This window comes from Sphingobacterium yanglingense, assembly GCF_004363245.1.
In the GTDB taxonomy this organism is placed as follows: domain Bacteria; phylum Bacteroidota; class Bacteroidia; order Sphingobacteriales; family Sphingobacteriaceae; genus Sphingobacterium; species Sphingobacterium yanglingense.
In genome coordinates, this window is record NZ_SNYV01000011.1 from 1,117,384 (window position 1) to 1,134,905 (window position 17,522).

Here is a 17,522-nt window from a genome sequence, read left to right on the forward strand (position 1 = left end):
AAAGGAGCATTAGGCATATCGCGCTGTATTCAGCGCCTTTGCCCAATTTTTCTTGTGGCAACGCATACATCCTCGGGACTCGTTGATAATATGCGCTAGCACATAGCCACAATACATACAGGCAAACGGCCCCTCCGTAGTACAGACATTTACTTTTTTATACGATGCCGGAAACAAGGGCAGTCCGTACCTCACCTGTTCATCCGGATAAAACAGCACGCTCAAGGTTCCATCCACCTCCAGTACCGCATCACGTACCTGTCCCAGATGCTCCACATTGAGATTGCGCAGCTCCGCAAAAAACTCCATTTTGGAAAAGTTATTATCCTCTTCATGCTGCAGATCGAATGTACCGTCCTTTACGACAGACAACACCTTACCTTCCAGTACATGGGTCAGTTTTTCTGAACGGGATGCCAGCCAGGTAATGGTTTTATATATCAGCATGACACAAGCAAAGACAATGACTGCATACACAATCGGTAGATCTTTCTGAAACATCGGATCTCCTGCTGCCGAGCCTAGGCTAATGATGATAGCCACTTCAAAAACTGTCAGCTGGCGTACTCCCCGTCTTCCTGACAGCCGGAGGATAGTTAGTATCAGTACAAACATGATAACCGTCCGGATGGCTATCTCTAACAGAAAAGCTCCTTGAGAATCTGAGCCTATAATGTCGTCCATTTCAATCATAGTATTTGCTTCTGTACAAAAAAGTGGTGTTCCGATAAGAAACACCACCAATCATTAATACTGTTTTAAACTTTGCTAACATCGCGTATTAGGTAAAGTCTAGGAGAATATCCCATCTATAGGCTATACTCGTAAATAGAACAGTCCTCTGCAATAAACGTTCATTTATTTTTTTTATTTTCTTACTATCCTATTATACGGATTTACTCTTATAATCCAACTAGACACAACGAAATCAGAAATCAGCTGTTCCATATATAATATAGAACTTGAAAGCATTTTACCAAGAAAAAATATATGGAACACACATCAAACAACAATAGTGTTTTAATTAACAAACTGATAGAAATCAATAATGACCGTATCGAAGGCTATGAAACTGCTATCACTTTGCTTCCTGACAAAGAAACCTCGGGGGCACGAAAAATCTTTGAAGCACTACGGGATCAATCGCTAGCCTTTAAAAATGAATTGGCCCCCTTAGTGGTACAATGCGGGGGCAAACCCACTGAAACGACGCGGGATAGCGGCAAATTATTCCGGGCCTGGATGACCTTAAAGTCGACCCTATCCGCACATACACTAGCATCTATACTCGACAGTTGCGATCAGGGAGAACAGGAATTCAGTGAAGCCTATTTTCATGCACTAGAAGATTCTATAGGTGCAGGACTAGACATTGTAACGATAATAGAACGGCAATCTAACCTACAACAGGAAACCTACAATAAATTAAAGGACTGGAAAGACAGCAATATTGAGGAATAGCGGTGATGATCTGTGCTTTATCATTTGTTGCTAAGTAAAACTAAATCAGCACTCGGTTGTTATTACTAAGATACACTCGGATGACAGGCGCCCGCTCTCGGGATCAATATATCTTTATAGCTTCGAAAATCGGATAACTATACACTTGAAGACCCTTTGTAGACAAAAAATAAATACAATGGAAACTTCAAATTTACAGATGGAAATCCTTCATAGGCTGTACCATAAAAAATCAATCTGGGAACTGGAACCGATAGAAGGCTTTGACAAGGTGCTTAAATCCCTTTTTAAAATGCGTCTTATCTATACTACTCAAAGTAGACAATCCCCTCAATCTTATGATCCTTACTCAACCATAAAACTAACACCCTATGGTATCACACTCTTTGTCAAAACTGTAGTCTGAAACCGAAACGTACAACCTAAAGGAGAGCCAGAATCACTTCGGTCATTAATTCATCTAGATCCAGGGGCTTGCCCAAAGACACATCTGCTCCAGCAGCTAACGACAGTCGCATTCCCTGTGCGCTAGCGGATATTGCAATGATATATATGCCCTCACAATCCGCGTCATTACGTATATCATGCATCAGCCTATCGGCCTTTATATTGGGCATCCCCAGATCGGCAATCAATACATCTGGCTGCTCCCGGAGTACTCGTACATAGACATCTTTAATACAGGTTTCTGTCAGAATATTTGCAGGTGTAAACTCAGATAATATCGTTTTGAGAACTTGAACTAAGCCTTGATTATTATCGCAGATAAGTATTTTCTTTTCCATCTTCATTCGGATTCAGCGTTAAAACATCTCAACCCGATATAAGAGATTTATCTTAAAAAAAACAGGGTAATTCGAGTTATCTAGTATAGAGCGGGAAATAGAAGATTTAGTTTAAAAAATATTGCCTTTTAATTAAAAGGAGTATAAATACGGGCTAGGACTCCCGTAATATCCCGTATTTAAACAGTTATCCCACTTTTGCTGACGAATCAGCGCAGTGGGATAGACATGCTAACAAATTTAATACCGTCGTGGACTGATATGCCCAATATTTGGTAGTCTTTGCCCATTAAAATGTGGATGATCATAGAATACTTCAGGATCATACTTGCCAGCTGCAATAACAAAATTTTGTACAGCCGTACTTTCCAATACTTTGCGTATGGCAATCTCATCGCTCGGGCTTACAAAATCCCGAGCGTAAGATGGAAGCTGCATTACCTGCTGCAGCGTAACAGGTACCACTACCATATCCTCCTCACCATCTGACGCATACGCCACCTTACTTCCATCATGCAGTGGGATATTCTCTGGGTGGACCGAACCATCCACCAATGCCGACGGCTCTTCATCTGCATTATCACTCCATTCCTTACTAAACTCCGCTATGCCAATAGGTATCAGGATTTGCTTCTGCAGCCCAGCCGAATAGTTGTCATAGTCCACCTCTATCACGATATAACGGACACGTTGTGACACTTCGTCAAATAGCACTTCATCTACATCTCCTATCCTTTTTCCCTGTGGATCCTTTACCTCCCAGCCCCTGATATCAGGCTCACCATCTACAATCTCGTAGTCACTTCCTGTCAACTCGACAAGGCGGTTGTTTCTTATCTCTTGCTGTTCCATAGTCTTATACTTTACTAATTATCTACTATTTAACGGGTTGCATCTTCAAATACCACAATCTGTACATTGCGATTTTGCGCTCTCCCTTCTATTGTCTCATTGCTGGCGATAGGCTGCCGCTCACCTATAGAATGAACAGAAACCTTCCTGTAATCTATCCCGCCATGGTCTACCAACCAATTTTTAACTTCATTGGCGCGATCGGCCGCCAGTGTTCTATTGTGAGCGAGGCTTCCGGTAGAATCGGCACTACCATATACACCTATGTAGGCACCATCAAACCGCTTTTTAAGAACCGTGGCGATAGCTCTCAGTTTCGCTTCCGAAGTAGACTGTATATTTTTTTGATCTTTTGGGAACAAAATGTTCTCTCCCAAGGTATAAATACTATAGTCCGTCCCCTGCCGTATCGATATATCCGGGTCCGTAATCTCGGAATCAGTAGCTGCCGGAGCATTGAAATCAACACTATTCCAATCGGGCTCCGTGATAGCAATAACTTCCGCTTGATCAGAAACCAGGTCGGCCATACTGTCCACAGCGGCCGCGGCAGCAACAGTATCTTTACCACGTCCGCGTATCCACATCATCATTACAATCAGCGCAACTACCACCAGTAACAACCATAGCAACCAGCCCGTCCTTTTTTTTCTTTTTACTTCTAAATGTGCCATATCAAATCGTTTTTAAGAGTCATTTTAAGAAATGAACAGGAACAGAGGATAAAAGTTCAAAACGATTCTTGATTCGAGGCAGAAATACAATTAACTTTAACAATCTGATAATCAATATTGAACTTTTTCAAACAGCAGCTGTTATACCCAATGCACACTAACTGAAAAACTATGGATCTGATACTTCGAACAAAGCTTACAATCTACTATCTTACAATAACGCTGACTGCATCGGGCATCTTATTTGGCTGCCATGATGGGGAGCGGGAATATAATGACAACCTGGCTTTTTTAACTAAAGCGAGTAGCTCTAGCAGTCTAAAAATCGCTGCAGGCAACCTAGCCGTGCAGAAAGGCCAAGCAGACAATGTTCAGGATTATGGAGAAGAAATCATCAAAGAACACAGCAGTATCTCCGAAGAGATGAAAGAACTGGCAGTGGCCAACAACTGGATCATCACAGACGATTTACTTTCTGCCCACAAGCAACAGCTTAGTCAGTTACAGCAGCAACAGGTTTCGGAATTTGATCTGGCTTTTGCCAAACTGATGGTAAACGCGCACGAGGAGGCAGTGAACCTGTTCCGAATTGCCAGCGTAAACGAGAATGAAGTCTACGACACCGATGTACAAACATTTGCCCAAGAAACCCTGCCCATACTCGAATTACACCTTATCGAAGCAAAGGAGATCTTGGAGCAGAAGTAGCCGATTTTGTTAATCCCCAGCCTATAATTGACAATCAGCTCCTAAAACCCTATATTTGCTGACAATCTATAACAAAATGCCTTTTGGCATGCTCTTATTATGTTTAGTATCACATTGATCTAGACATTCTTTTTAAACCGAGTTTCATCACTGCTTTACAAAAGTGTTTTTCTGTATGCCTGCATACGGGAATATATTTTTTTTAGCCCGATCTACCTACGGTACTCGTGTTTTCTATGCCGAGAGTTTAATAAAATAAAATCTATGTCTGCAAAAAAAACATCTTCAACACCCCAAAAAACATCAAGATTTGTTGTCCACAAACCGGTCTTCATTCCCACGCTGATCATTATTGTTGTCAGTGTGACCCTCGCCCTATTATTCCACAAAGAATCCGAGATCGCCTTTGCCCGCATGCAAGATTTTGTATCTGACAAAGGCGGTTGGATATACACCTTATCGGTCAATTCCTTTATTTTATTCTGTCTGTACCTGGCTTTCAGCAAATACGGTGAGGTACGCATCGGCGGTCCCGAAGCCAAGCCCGAGTTTAAAGGGATAGCCTGGTTTGCCATGCTATTCAGTGCGGGGATAGGCAATGGGCTTGTGCTATTCAGTATCGCTGATCCCGTTCGGGACTTTGTCGCCCCTCCCCGTCTCGCTGCGGATGCAGACCCCTCACTGATCGCGCAAGAGGCTATTAACTTCTCCTTTCTGCATCACGGTATACACGGCTGGGCCATCTACTCGGTAATCGGTCTGGCACTTGCTTATTTTACGTACAATCGCAAGATGCCCTTAACCATACGTTCGGCATTCTACCCTATTCTTGGCGATAGAATCTACAGCTGGATAGGCGATGCCATTGATGTTGTAGCCGTCGTAGCCACCCTATTCGGCCTAGCCACGACACTTGGCTTTGGTGTGGGGCAGATCAATGCCGGAATGAGCCATGTATTTGGTATCCCTACCTCGCTATTGTTCCAGTATGGTATTATCCTCGCCATCACCGGTATTGCGACCATATCGGTCGTATCGGGGGTCAATAAAGGTGTCAAATTTCTTAGTGAACTCAATATCGGTATCGCCGTTGTGCTCTTCCTTCTCGTTTTATTCCTCGGCCCTACCTCTTTTATATTGAAGGGATACATACAGAATATCGGTAGCTACCTCAGCAACTTTGTAGACATGGCCACCTGGTCTGGCAACTATGGAGAAAACAACTGGCACAATAATGTAACTCTCATGTACTGGGGCTGGTGGGCGTCTTGGTCTCCCTTTGTAGGTACCTTTATCGCCCGTGTATCCCGTGGGCGTACCATCAAGCAATTTGTCCTAGGTGTACTGTTGCTACCGGCTTTAGTTACCTTTCTGTGGTTTTCCGCTTTTGGAGGTACGACCATGAAAGGATTGATCGGAGGCGATTACGCACTAGTGGATGCCGTCAAAGAGAATATCTCCACCGCATTGTTTGTATTCTTCGAAAAATTCCCTTTCGCTATCATCTTCAAGATCCTAGGCATGCTCCTTATCTGTAGTTTCATTATCACCTCTGCTGACTCTGGTGCCTTGGTGGTAGACAGCATCACCTCAGGCGGTCAGCGCCGCACGCCAGCCATACAGCGGGTATTATGGGCCTCCCTATCGGGCATTATAGCCGCAGCACTTCTGACGGGCGGAGGTCTCGATACCCTACAAGCGGCAGTTACCATTTCGGGCATGCCCTTTGCCGTCCTATTAGTCATCATGTGTATATCCCTACTGATCGGTATACGCGAAGACTACAACATGGAGCAGCGCCGTACCAAGATGAAGCAGACCGAATCGTACAAAGCCTCTATCAGCAAGATCATGCGTGAAGAACAGGTCGCGATAAAAGAAACTGGTGCCACCCAATCCACTGCGATTGCTGAGAACCTAGACGCTAACACGTCTATAGACAACACGAATAAATAATTAAAACGACACAAGCATGAACAAGACACTAGTAGTCGCCTTAGACCTTACAGAGCACGACCATACGCTGATTGGCTACGCCAAACAGCTGCAGTCCCACTATAACATCAAGCACATCCATTTTATACACAACATTAAGGTATCAGAGCTCGACGAGCTCCTTACCGAGATGCTAGCCGATGTACAGATTGTGCCCATCATACAGCGCAACCTCGAGAACAAAGTCCAACAAATATTCCAGGAGCAGTCCAGCTACACCCTGACTCTTTTGGAAGGCGACAATACCGAGTTCGGTATTAATGAATGGGTGAAGAATCAGAAAGAACCTGCCACCATCTTGCTGGGCTGGAAGAGTGCCGAAAACGGGACCGGCGCTATGGCCCAAAAGTTGATACGGCTGTCTCAGGCTGATGTTCTATTGGTTCCCAAAGATAGCACCTTCGGCATCAATAGGATACTTATTCCGAGCGACTTTAGCCCTACCTTTTCCAGGGTAAAGAATAAAGTAGATGCACTGGGAGGACAACAGGTGCAGGTACTAAAAGTATATCATATACCGAGTGTATTCTTCCCCTTCATCGATGATGAGGCAACCCAACAGAAAGCCGAAAAGCTAGCAAAGACACAGTATGCAGAGCTCAGTAAAAAACTGAACATAGCACCCTCCTGGCAATTAAAAACCCAATATCGAAAAGAGAAGAGTGTTGCGGATATCATTGCCCGGGAGAGTAGGTTATTTCGGGCAGACCTAGTCGTTCTAGCTGCTAAGGGCAGTAACAGTATTCCGTCTATTTTTCTAGGGAGCACCACCAATGAGCTGATCAACAAGGAGCCCTTTCAATCGGCGATATATGTGGTCAAATAGTATGTAAACAATAACTTAACATACAATATTTGTCCAAGGGGATGAATTTATGTAGGTTTGACAGATCAAAGACATCTTATGCACGAACAAGTTCGCCTTAGGGAAATCGCCCGACTTTTTCTAAAACTCGGTATCATTGGATTTGGTGGGCCCGCAGCCCATATCGCCATGATGCGGGATGAGGTCGTGCACAAGAGAAAATGGATGGATGACCAAAAGTTTGTTGACTTACTGGGAGCGACCAACCTTATTCCCGGCCCCAACAGCACCGAGCTTGCTATCCATATCGGCTATGACAAAGGCGGGTGGCGCGGACTTATACTGGCCGGCATATGTTTCATCCTACCGGCGGTACTGATCACTGGTGTATTTGCCTGGCTCTATAAAGAATATGGACATCTTCCCCTGGTACACCAGTTTATCTACGGAATCAAACCTGCGATTATTGCCATAATAATCAATGCCCTGCTGCCCCTCATCAAGACATCTTTCAAGAACACTTTCCTCCTCGTCATAGGAGTTTTGGTTTTTGTGCTGTCATTTTTAGGCATCTCTGAGCTCTACCTTATGTTCGGAGCTGGCATATCGGCCCTCGCAATCCATTACTACCAGCATCATAGCCGAAACCAGCTAAGCAGTATCATCCCCCTATTGTTTGTCAGCAGCTTTCACGAAGGTCTATTCAGCCCTAAAAATATAACCTTGTTTTGGATATTCCTTAAAATCGGAGCTGTGCTGTATGGCAGTGGGTATGTACTATTTGCTTTTCTGGACACCGAATTGGTTGCTACCGGCATGCTCTCCCGCCAACAACTTATAGATGCCATTGCTGTAGGACAATTTAGTCCGGGTCCTGTATTTTCTTCTGTCACCTTTATAGGTTATCAGATCAACGGATGGACCGGGGCCCTCCTATCGACCATCGCTATTTTCACTCCTTCTTTTTTATTGGTAGCCCTGCTGGTTCCCTTGCTCAAAAAAATGCGCAATTCAGCCGCCTTCTCTTCCTTTCTAGATGCTGTAAATGTAAGCGCTATCGCTATGATAGCCGTTGTATGCTTCGAAATGGGTAAAGAAACCATCAGTAACTGGCAGACCATACTCATTGCGTTGCTCAGCATGGCTATACTGCTTCGCTTCCCAAAAATGAACAGCGCATTCATCATTATAGGAGGAGCAGTCTTGGGCTATTGCCTAACCCGGCTATAATCTGCTATTATTAGAAGTGCCCCAAAATTCTACAAAAACGATTTGATGTGGTCATTGTATCCATAGATTGCCAGTATATCCCCCGGTTCGAGTTTTGTATCCGGTTTAGGGATTCCGTGCAGGACAGTAGTCACCACACTCCGACCGAATGTAGTTTCTTTTTCTGTACTCTTCAAGATCGTCAAGACCAGCAACTCGTATTTTTCACGAAAGCCAATCTCCTGAATAGTCTTACCGATATATTTTTCAGGCACGAGTGCCTCTACAATAGAATAATTACTGTTCAGTTCAAAAGAATCCACCAGCCCCGACATACATAGCCTTTTAGACCAGCGTTCGGCCGATTCCTCTTCTGGATGGGCTATCTCCGAAACGCCCAATGCCCCCAGCACCTTTTCATGCAGTCTATTCACCGCCCTACTGATCAGCCGTTTTACATTTGCTTCTTTACACAATGCCGTGACCATGATATTGGCACCTTCATCCTCTCCGATCGCTACAATAAATACATCCGTATTTTTATGCGGCAAAGAATAGAAGGCCGCCTCATCTGTTGCGTCCAGACATACGGTATGCGTTATCTTCTCCTTGAGGGCCGTCACCTTTTCCAGACGGCGATCCACTCCTATCACCTCATTGCCTTGCATAGTCAGCTTTTCTGCCAGCGAGGCTCCAAAATTGCCTAAACCTATAATTATAAATTTCATCTTCTTAATATATTGTAAGCTCTTCTGGAGCGTATCTATAGTGTATATAGTTAACCTTTTTTATAAATGCGATCAATACCGACAGCATCGTAACACGACCTATAAACATCAGCATGATCAAGATAATCTTGCTGCCTGTCATCAGTCCACCAGTTATATTAAGCGATAGACCGACTGTACTATAAGCCGAAAAACATTCAAAAGCAATATCCAACAAAGGCCTTTCGGGCTCAAAGAATGATATCCCGAAAACAGCCAGACCTATCACCATCAGCGACAAGAACATCGTCGCAAAAGCCCGCTGTATCGTGATTGAGGCTATCTCTCTACGAAATACATCCGTACGATTCTTACCTCTGGCTATACTCCACACATTCAGTACTGCCACGGCAAATGTACTCGTCTTGATACCACCCCCTGTCGAGTTGGGCGAAGCCCCTATCCACATCAATAACATAACGAAGAGTATACTCGAAAAATGGAGTTCAGCAAAATCTATGCTATTAAAACCGGCTGTCCGCGGGGTAGTCGCAGTAGCAAATGCGATAACCAGCTTGCCCAGCCCATCATGTCCGGTCAATACATGACTATATTCATTTACATAGAGTACCAAGGTCGCCACCAATGTAATCAATCCTGTCGTAATCAGATTGATCTTACTATTCATGGTCATCACCCAAGGGCGGTAGGAATTGACATTGAGTGTCCATTTCTTCAACAGCCTATTGACCACATGCTTGAGGTATTTGAGCACATTGATAACGATAGGAAAACCCAATCCCCCAAAAATATAAATACAGGCAATGATAAACTGAAAACCATAATTATGAATCACTGTACCATCCATCAGCCCCAAGGGCAATGTCGAAAAACCAGCATTACAGAATGAAGAAACCGCATGAAATAGAGAGACAAAGACCTTTTCCCCTACCCCCATATACGACAGACTATCCAGACTCCAGTAAATCGCTACTGCACCGACCAGCTCGATACCGAAAGTAATCAATATCGTCCGCTTCAACAGTACAAATACCTCCCCCAGACGCTCCGTATTCGAAAAATCACGTATGGCCAACTGATTTTCATAGGTGCTCCCTCCTTTCAAAAAAAAGGTAAACAGCCCTGCAAACGACAGGATACCTATCCCACCAGCCTGGATCAACAACATAATAAAGAGGTGCCCCCAACCCGTAAAATGAGTAGCCGTATCCACAACCACCAGCCCTGTGACACATACCGCACTTGTGGCCGTAAAAAGTGAATCCACCCAAGAAATCGGTTCATTCAGCGCTATGGGAAGTTTTAATAAAAAGGTTCCAAAAACAATCAGTCCTAAGAAACTGGAAATGAATAGTTGCGCTGGGTTAAATAGATGTTTTCGAATCACAGTTTTCAATTATACAACAAATCTAGAAAAATATCCCAACTAACCAAGTCCTCAACCAGATAGAAATCAAGGTTAGGAAAATTTTGCATTATTAGCGCACTTGTGTATCTTTCGGAACAAAAACCGAATTAAGATCAACGTTATTAGGGATGGCACTATTCTCACATCACCGTGTTATTGAAGAAGAAAGCAATTCTTCCTTCAAATCCCTTTTCGAACAATATGCTCCCCGAATTTATAGTTTTGGTTTTTCGTACCTCAAATCGGTTGAAGACACCGAAGAGCTCGTTCAGGATGTATTTTTCAGGCTATGGCGACAGCAACAGCATCTCGATGAGTCGCAGAACATAAAAGCATACATCTTCAAAATAGCGGTCAACCTCATCTACGATCAATTGCGCAAACGCAAACTCGACAAACTCGTCAGTGAGCTTAACAGCATGGGCTATTCCGACGAAGACGACACCACCTGGAACACCCTTCGTTGCAACGAGCTTCAAGACCAGATAGACGCCCTGATAATGCAACTGCCTGAGCAGCGAAGACTGATATTCACCATGAGCAGAATCGAAGGAATGAGCTACGATGAGATTGCAAACAAATTAGGCTTATCCGTACGCACAGTAGAGAACCAGATATACCGGGCTCTTTCCTTTTTAAAGAAACACATCGACAGCAAATACATGCTCTATCTTATCTTTTATTATTTTTCTTAAAAAAATTGCATACCGCGTGAGTACTTAGGCCGACAAGTACGTATAAGATTATATATGCAACATCAAGATTTAGAAAATAAGATAGACCGTTCCTTTGAAGACCCTCGGCTTGAGCACGAGGTCAAGCTGGATTTAATCCGTTCTCTGGACAATCTTACCGCTATAAACACATCAGCAGACGAACTGAGCCATGTCTACGACAATCTCATGTACTACATCGATACTGCCCAACGTACAGACAGGCGCCACAGGCGGATCAAGCTTTTTAGTATGATCGCATCCCGAGCAGCCATCTTTGTGCTAGGTATCATCAGCGCCCTTGTCATTTGGCGTTTATGGGCGTCTCCTGTCGATCAGGAATCGCCACTGACTGTAATAGCTCCCTCCAATGCGGTATCCCAAGCCATACTTCCTGACGGCAGCAAGATCTTTTTGAATGCTAACTCAAAACTAACTTACGTAAAGAATTCAGCTAGCCATGAACGCGAGGCTGTACTCGAAGGAGAAGCCTGGTTTGAGGTAACCAAGAATAGCGAAATGCCCTTTACCGTAAAGACATCCGCCTATAAGATCCGCGTACATGGCACCGCCTTTAACGTGCGTTCTTTCGACCCGAAGCATCCTTCGGTCACCACATTACAACACGGTTCTATCGAGATACTGCCACTGGATGATCGCAAGAATAGCGTACGTCCCCTATTTCTTACTCCTGGTCAAGAGTATATTTTTGATCCGGCGACCGATCAGGTACATATTTCAAAAGTCGACGGAGACCTGGCTTCCCTATGGAAAGAGAACGAGATAAAATTCGAGAATAAAAACTTCAGAGATCTACTCAAAATATTAGAAGGCCGATATCAGGTCCAATTTGACGTAAAAGACCCTGAACTATTTGACTATCACTACGACGGCACCATAAGAAATGAAACACTGACAGCGGTATTAGACATCCTAAGGCTCACATTACCCTTCCAATATCGTGTCAAAGCCAATGGCATTATAGAAATCAAAAAATAATATAGAGTACGTAACCCTTAATAACCGACTTATGTAAAATAAAAAGCATTTTAAAAAAAATGCCGAAAGGCCCTTCAAAAACTCTTTCGGCACCAAAGACCAATTAATAAAGGATTTATAAAACTAATCTTTACTTAAAACTATGCAAAAAACACAAAAAAAACAACGTTTTTTCTGCAAAGGCCGTAATGGACTTTACGTCCTATTGACCGTACTCTGTATCAATAACGGTTTTGCCCAGCAAAGAACCTCACTCGATCTTGATTATGACAAAGTCAACATTATCGATGTACTCAAAGCTATCGAGCAAAAGACATCTTATCGTTTCTTCTACCAACGAGAGCAACTCAATACAACCAAAAAGGTAAGCATACACGCACGCAATAACTCCATACAGGAAGTTTTATCTATACTGTTTCCGGATGAAACCATACAATATGAAATCAAATCCGATGGCCTGATCGTCCTTACCCCAAAATCGAAGCTTACCAAAGGCAAAGAAAACAGCCAGCAACGGAAAATAAGCGGTATAGTTAGTGACGAATCTGGCTCACCATTAGTCGGTGTCTCTGTCAAGAATACGTCCAACAACTCGCATGCCAGCACCAACAAGGCCGGATACTATGAGATCAACGTATCCGACAACAGTACATCCCTTCTTTTTTCCTATGTCGGTATGTCCAGCCAGACAGTGGCTACCACAGGCAAGACTAGCCTTAATATCACCTTAGACAAATCGGCCGTAGGCTTGAGCGAAGTTGTCGTTTCTGTCGGATATGGTTCGGTCAATAAGAAAGACCTTACCGGGTCGATCAGCTCGCTCAAAGACAAAGATTTCAACAAAGGCCTCGTCACCAACCCCGTAGAACTCATGCAAGGTCGTGCCCCAGGTATCAATATCATTACCAACGGCGGTGAGCCGGGTGCAGGCGCGATGGTCCGTGTACGCGGTTCCAATTCCGTAAGATCCGGACAGGACCCTTTATATGTTGTGGATGGTGTACCTTTAGACATCACGGATGTACAACCTTCAGGGCCTACTATCTCCGGTGCAGGCAGTAATGCTGCAAAGAACCCTTTAAACTTTCTCAATCCCGATGACATCGCCTCTATGGACATCCTTAAAGACGCTTCGGCTACAGCCATTTATGGATCCCGAGGAGCTAACGGTGTAATCATTATCACGACCAAAAAAGGGAAAAGTGGCAAGGGTGTGCTCAATATTTCTTCCAATACCTCTATCTCTACTCTTCCCAAGCAATTGGATGTCATGAATGCAGAAACATTCAAATCGTACCGCACCTCCAAAGGTATATCAGGAGGGGATTATGGTGCGAATACCAATTGGCAGGATCAGATTTATAGAACAGCTCTTTCCCAAAATCACACCCTCTCTTACGGAGGTGGGAATGATAACGGTACGTACAGAGGATCGCTCAGTTTTATGGACCAGGAAGGAATCATCAAAAGAACGGGGTTAGAAAAGCTTACTGCCAGGTTCAATATCAGCCAGAATCTAATCCATAATCGACTCAAGATCGAAGCAAATATTACCGCAGCACGCACTAAAGACCAGCGTGTACCTATCGGAGAAACTGGTGGGTTCGAAGGCGATGTCATTCTATCCGCATTAAAAAACAACCCTACACTACCTATTTACAATCCAGAGGGAGGTTACTATCAGCACAGTAAGGATGTACGCAATCCGCTGGCGATGATCAACCTCACCAACGACAACAATCAGAACGACAGGATTCTGGGCAACATCAGTGCATCCCTGGACATCATCCAAGGATTAAAATACAAAATCAACCTGGCCTCCGATCACTCGACCGCTTCGCGCAAAGTGATGCAGCACCACAGCCTTATCTACCTTACCAATAAAGGGACTGTAGATATCAGCAACGTAGAGCAAAACAGCAGCTTAATAGAGAATTTCCTGACCTATGATTTTAACCTCAAAAACAGGCACCGATTCAATCTCCTTGCAGGGCACTCCTACCAACAGTTCAAAGCACAATCGCATAAGCTGTCCGAAGAAGGATTTACGATTGATGACTTTGATTATGTCAATGATCTGAGTCTGGGCAATTCTAAACAAGCTACCGTCAGTTCAAGCATTCTAAAAAATGCTCTCCAATCTTTTTTTGGACGTGTCAACTACAACCTTTCCGACAAGTATCTCCTCACCGCTACGATGCGTGCAGACGGTTCGACCAAATTTGGCAGCAACAATAAATACGGATACTTTCCTTCTGCCTCGGCAGCATGGCGCATGCAGGACGAACAGTTTATCCAAGATCTGAATCTATTCAGTAACCTGAAACTGCGTGCCGGGTGGGGAATTACCGGTAACCAAGAGATCCCCAATAAAATATCACAGCTACTATTAGGTTCATCTGGTGGAGCCATCCTTGATGGTTCGAGCAAGAATGTCATTCAAGGGGTGACCTTGACCCGTACTCCAAATCCGGACATCAAATGGGAAAAAACCAATCAGGTCAATATCGGTGTAGATTTTGGTTTCCTAGGAGGCCGATTGAATGGTACAGTAGATCTATTTGATAAAACAACAAAAGATGTGCTCTTGGAGGTCTTCTCCATTTCTCCAGCTCCCACCACCCGTGTGTGGACCAATGTAGAAGATATGCGGATCAAAAACAAGGGGGTGGAAGTCTCCCTCAATGGTGTACTTGTAGAGAAGAAAGATTTCAGTTGGGATCTTGGTTTCAACTTCACCACGATCAAAAACCGTGTATCCGGTCTACCCATGAGTCAGATCACGACAGGCTCCCCTAGCGGTCCAGGTATCACCGGCTATTCTTCGCAAATAATAACAAATGGACACGCTATCGGCACATTCTGGGGACGGAAATTTTTAGGTTTTGACGAGCATGGCGACAGCATGTTCGAAAAAGATGAAAATGGTATCGAACGCCAACAGGCACTAGGTTCGGCACTACCACGTTATTCCTATGGTATCAACACCTCATTAGTGTATCGCAGTTTCGATCTTAACATAGCCTTTAATGGTGTGCATGGCAATAAGGTTTATAACAATGTAGCCAATATCATCAATCAAAACACACTCATCGCCAAAGAGTGGAATGCCAGTAATGCGGCCATCGCCACCGATGAGAATCCCAATGGCACATTGACCTATAGCAGTCGATTTATCGAAGACGGTTCCTACCTGCGATTATCCAATGCGACCTTAGGCTACAACCTCAAATTAAGAAACGTGGATTGGATCAATTCCATACGTTTTAACGTATCGGCCAACAATTTATTTACGATTACCAAATACACTGGTTATGACCCTGAGGTCAACGCCGATCACTCCTCTGCCGGTGTACCTTCTATCGGGATAGACTGGACGACGTACCCCAAGGCTCGAACATTGCTATTCGGTGTTAACGTAGAATTTTAATAATGGACTCTCTTAATTCAATCTATATGAAATCTTTATCGCTGCTATTCATCAGCCTTTCACTATATACACTACATTCCTGTAAAATCGAAGAACAGATTCTCGATGAGGTCAACGGCAATAAATTGGTCACCAATCCCGCCAATGTAGAAATGATCGTAGCTCCAGCATATGCCTATATGCGCGATATTCAGAATCGCTCCGGTGTATGGGGTACTCTACTATCCACCACCGACGAGCTAGCTTGGCCTGCCCGTGGCTCGGATTGGGTGACTCCCGACCTACAGGCGCTATTCACGCACGACTATACACCTACCAACACCTACGTGCGCAATACCTGGAATAGCTTTATGCTCGGTATCACACGCTGCAACGTGGCCCTGCAATATTTATCTGCATTTGCCCCTACTCCAGAGACCGATCAATACATCGCCGAAGTAAAATTCATACGTGCCCTGTGTATGTTCAAGCTGACCGACAATTTTGGGCAGTTTCCTTTCAGAGAGCATACCGAGACAGACTACTCCAAGAAACCGATCATCCTGGACCGTGCCGCGGCAGTGCAACGAATGGTTTCTGATCTATCCGAAATCATCCCCTCACTGAAGACCAAATCCGAGGTACCTTATGGACGGGTGACAAAAGCGGCTGCACAAATGCTATTGGCTAATATTTACCTTAACCATCAGGTATTCTTAGGCACTCCAAAATGGAAAGAGACCATTCAACAGTGCGATGCCATCATCACACCTGGGCAATACACCTTGGCAGATGACTATTGGGGGATGTTCCAGTACGACAATGCCAAATATCTGCACAGTACAGAATCTATCCTCTCCATCATCTACGATGAGACCATCGGTCTTACCGGCTCCGTATGGATCCCCATCACCCTGCACTACAATCAAAAGTTTGGCAATTTCACCAGCTTATGGAACGGTTGCTGTACCACACCTACATTTGTAGACACCTGGGATACCAGCGACAAACGCTACTCTGACAAGCGTCTTATTGGTCAACTCGGCTTCAATCAAGGTCTCCTGATTGGACAGCAATACTCACCTACCGGAGTAGCACTTAAGACACGTACAGGAGCACCGCTTGTATTTACCAAAAACTTCAGCATCAAGAATTCGTCCGAAGAGGCCGGTGTACGGATTGTCAAATTTGCTCCCAATCCATCGACGACCAATACTAGTAACGCAGGAAATGATTTTCCTTTATACCGGCTTGCAGATGTTTATCTCATGCGGGCTGAGGCAAAATTCAGATCTGGAGATGTCAATGGTGCACTACAGGATATCAACTACCTGCGCCATGACAAACGCGGCATGCCTGCATATACCAGCTTGGATCTAGACAAAATACTTAAAGAGCGTGGCTACGAGCTGTACTGGGAAGGTGGCCGCCGCACTGACTTAATCCGTTTTGACAAATACCTTGATGCTCGCGAAGAGAAAAATTTTGTGACACCAAGTTATAAATTACTTCTACCCATCCCTATCAGTGCTATCGAAGCCAATGCCGATCTGGTACAGAATCCGGGTTACCCAAAATAATATAGTCCATTGCACCAGTAAAGGTTTATACTGGTGCAATTTATACCTCAGTTCTTTTTACTAGGCATCACCTAGGATTGGACATCATAAATATTAGATATACATTTTCTGCTACACCATAAACACAATCTATGCGGTAATTCGGAGAATGCCCGACTGTTTTGCATATTTTAGCAGATTATGAACCTACTCTAAA

The 17,522-nt window shown here is 44.1% G+C and carries 16 protein-coding genes; 10 read left to right on the forward strand and 6 right to left on the reverse strand.

The window, feature by feature from the left end; translation table 11 throughout:
- Positions 1–9 precede the first annotated feature (9 nt).
- Complete coding sequence (locus tag CLV99_RS07105) at positions 10–684, reverse strand: DUF421 domain-containing protein (RefSeq protein ID WP_246032710.1); 675 nt, start codon at positions 682–684, stop codon at positions 10–12.
- 306 nt (positions 685–990) lie between these two features.
- Here CLV99_RS07105 and CLV99_RS07110 point away from each other — a divergent pair, with 306 nt between their 5' ends.
- Both CLV99_RS07110 and CLV99_RS07115 read left to right on the forward strand, forming a co-directional pair.
- Complete coding sequence (locus CLV99_RS07110) at positions 991–1,461, forward strand: PA2169 family four-helix-bundle protein (protein ID WP_133583778.1); 471 nt, start codon at positions 991–993, stop codon at positions 1,459–1,461.
- 178 nt (positions 1,462–1,639) lie between these two features.
- Complete coding sequence (locus tag CLV99_RS07115; protein ID WP_133583779.1) at positions 1,640–1,867, forward strand: hypothetical protein; 228 nt, start codon at positions 1,640–1,642, stop codon at positions 1,865–1,867.
- A gap of 16 nt (positions 1,868–1,883) precedes the next feature.
- On the opposite strand, the gene CLV99_RS07120 is transcribed toward CLV99_RS07115, so the two are convergent.
- The 3 genes from CLV99_RS07120 to CLV99_RS07130 all read right to left on the reverse strand — a co-directional run bounded on the left by CLV99_RS07120 (position 1,884) and on the right by CLV99_RS07130 (position 3,772).
- Entirely contained in the window at positions 1,884–2,246 is a 363-nt protein-coding gene (locus tag CLV99_RS07120; protein WP_162850045.1) for a response regulator, read from the reverse strand.
- A gap of 240 nt (positions 2,247–2,486) precedes the next feature.
- Positions 2,487–3,098 (reverse strand): PRC-barrel domain-containing protein, encoded by a 612-nt coding sequence (locus tag CLV99_RS07125; protein ID WP_133583781.1) that lies wholly within the window; start codon positions 3,096–3,098, stop codon positions 2,487–2,489.
- A gap of 29 nt (positions 3,099–3,127) precedes the next feature.
- A complete protein-coding gene (locus tag CLV99_RS07130; protein WP_133583782.1) occupies positions 3,128–3,772 on the reverse strand; it encodes an OmpA family protein in 645 nt (214 codons plus the stop codon).
- Positions 3,773–3,943: 171 nt separating this feature from the next.
- Between CLV99_RS07130 and CLV99_RS07135 the strand changes: the two genes are divergently transcribed.
- From CLV99_RS07135 to chrA, 4 genes are all read left to right on the forward strand, one after another.
- Positions 3,944–4,480, forward strand: coding sequence for a DUF4142 domain-containing protein (locus tag CLV99_RS07135; RefSeq protein WP_133583783.1), 537 nt, complete (start codon positions 3,944–3,946; stop codon positions 4,478–4,480).
- 264 nt (positions 4,481–4,744) lie between these two features.
- Entirely contained in the window at positions 4,745–6,436 is a 1,692-nt protein-coding gene (locus tag CLV99_RS07140) for a BCCT family transporter (protein ID WP_133583784.1), read from the forward strand.
- A 16-nt stretch (positions 6,437–6,452) separates the two neighbouring features.
- Positions 6,453–7,301: a universal stress protein gene (locus CLV99_RS07145; RefSeq protein ID WP_133583785.1), complete on the forward strand. Its 849-nt coding sequence runs from the start codon at positions 6,453–6,455 to the stop codon at positions 7,299–7,301.
- Positions 7,302–7,379: 78 nt separating this feature from the next.
- Positions 7,380–8,510, forward strand: coding sequence for a chromate efflux transporter (chrA, locus tag CLV99_RS07150; protein ID WP_133583786.1), 1,131 nt, complete (start codon positions 7,380–7,382; stop codon positions 8,508–8,510).
- Positions 8,511–8,539: 29 nt separating this feature from the next.
- Here the strand turns inward: chrA and CLV99_RS07155 are convergent, their stop codons facing one another.
- Positions 8,540–9,217, reverse strand: a complete 678-nt coding sequence (locus tag CLV99_RS07155) for a potassium channel family protein (RefSeq protein ID WP_133583787.1) — start codon at positions 9,215–9,217, stop codon at positions 8,540–8,542.
- Positions 9,218–9,221: 4 nt separating this feature from the next.
- On the reverse strand, positions 9,222–10,604 hold the full coding sequence (locus tag CLV99_RS07160; RefSeq protein ID WP_211348441.1) for a TrkH family potassium uptake protein: 1,383 nt from the start codon (positions 10,602–10,604) through the stop codon (positions 9,222–9,224).
- Between the two features lie 149 nt (positions 10,605–10,753).
- Here CLV99_RS07160 and CLV99_RS07165 point away from each other — a divergent pair, with 149 nt between their 5' ends.
- The 4 genes from CLV99_RS07165 (at position 10,754) to CLV99_RS07180 (ending at position 17,326) form a co-directional block, all read left to right on the forward strand.
- Positions 10,754–11,320, forward strand: a complete 567-nt coding sequence (locus CLV99_RS07165) for an RNA polymerase sigma factor (protein ID WP_133583789.1) — start codon at positions 10,754–10,756, stop codon at positions 11,318–11,320.
- A 54-nt stretch (positions 11,321–11,374) separates the two neighbouring features.
- Complete coding sequence (locus tag CLV99_RS07170; protein ID WP_133583790.1) at positions 11,375–12,337, forward strand: FecR family protein; 963 nt, start codon at positions 11,375–11,377, stop codon at positions 12,335–12,337.
- A 142-nt stretch (positions 12,338–12,479) separates the two neighbouring features.
- The gene (locus tag CLV99_RS07175) at positions 12,480–15,767 is read left to right on the forward strand and encodes a SusC/RagA family TonB-linked outer membrane protein (protein ID WP_133583791.1); all 3,288 of its coding nucleotides are present in this window, start codon (positions 12,480–12,482) and stop codon (positions 15,765–15,767) included.
- Between the two features lie 26 nt (positions 15,768–15,793).
- Positions 15,794–17,326, forward strand: coding sequence for a RagB/SusD family nutrient uptake outer membrane protein (locus CLV99_RS07180; protein ID WP_133583792.1), 1,533 nt, complete (start codon positions 15,794–15,796; stop codon positions 17,324–17,326).
- Positions 17,327–17,522: the final 196 nt, after the last annotated feature.

What these genes read in the sequence shown, in the direction of transcription:
- CLV99_RS07105 (WP_246032710.1), bottom strand. Translation starts at nt 684, where the DNA reads ATGGACGACATTATAGGCTCAGATTCTCAAGGAGCTTTTCTGTTAGAG.
- CLV99_RS07110 (WP_133583778.1), top strand. Translation starts at nt 991, where the DNA reads ATGGAACACACATCAAACAACAATAGTGTTTTAATTAACAAACTGATA.
- CLV99_RS07115 (WP_133583779.1), top strand. Translation starts at nt 1,640, where the DNA reads ATGGAAACTTCAAATTTACAGATGGAAATCCTTCATAGGCTGTACCAT.
- CLV99_RS07120 (WP_162850045.1), bottom strand. Translation starts at nt 2,246, where the DNA reads ATGGAAAAGAAAATACTTATCTGCGATAATAATCAAGGCTTAGTTCAA.
- CLV99_RS07125 (WP_133583781.1), bottom strand. Translation starts at nt 3,098, where the DNA reads ATGGAACAGCAAGAGATAAGAAACAACCGCCTTGTCGAGTTGACAGGA.
- CLV99_RS07130 (WP_133583782.1), bottom strand. Translation starts at nt 3,772, where the DNA reads ATGGCACATTTAGAAGTAAAAAGAAAAAAAAGGACGGGCTGGTTGCTA.
- CLV99_RS07135 (WP_133583783.1), top strand. Translation starts at nt 3,944, where the DNA reads ATGGATCTGATACTTCGAACAAAGCTTACAATCTACTATCTTACAATA.
- CLV99_RS07140 (WP_133583784.1), top strand. Translation starts at nt 4,745, where the DNA reads ATGTCTGCAAAAAAAACATCTTCAACACCCCAAAAAACATCAAGATTT.
- CLV99_RS07145 (WP_133583785.1), top strand. Translation starts at nt 6,453, where the DNA reads ATGAACAAGACACTAGTAGTCGCCTTAGACCTTACAGAGCACGACCAT.
- chrA (WP_133583786.1), top strand. Translation starts at nt 7,380, where the DNA reads ATGCACGAACAAGTTCGCCTTAGGGAAATCGCCCGACTTTTTCTAAAA.
- CLV99_RS07155 (WP_133583787.1), bottom strand. Translation starts at nt 9,217, where the DNA reads ATGAAATTTATAATTATAGGTTTAGGCAATTTTGGAGCCTCGCTGGCA.
- CLV99_RS07165 (WP_133583789.1), top strand. Translation starts at nt 10,754, where the DNA reads ATGGCACTATTCTCACATCACCGTGTTATTGAAGAAGAAAGCAATTCT.
- CLV99_RS07170 (WP_133583790.1), top strand. Translation starts at nt 11,375, where the DNA reads ATGCAACATCAAGATTTAGAAAATAAGATAGACCGTTCCTTTGAAGAC.
- CLV99_RS07175 (WP_133583791.1), top strand. Translation starts at nt 12,480, where the DNA reads ATGCAAAAAACACAAAAAAAACAACGTTTTTTCTGCAAAGGCCGTAAT.
- CLV99_RS07180 (WP_133583792.1), top strand. Translation starts at nt 15,794, where the DNA reads ATGAAATCTTTATCGCTGCTATTCATCAGCCTTTCACTATATACACTA.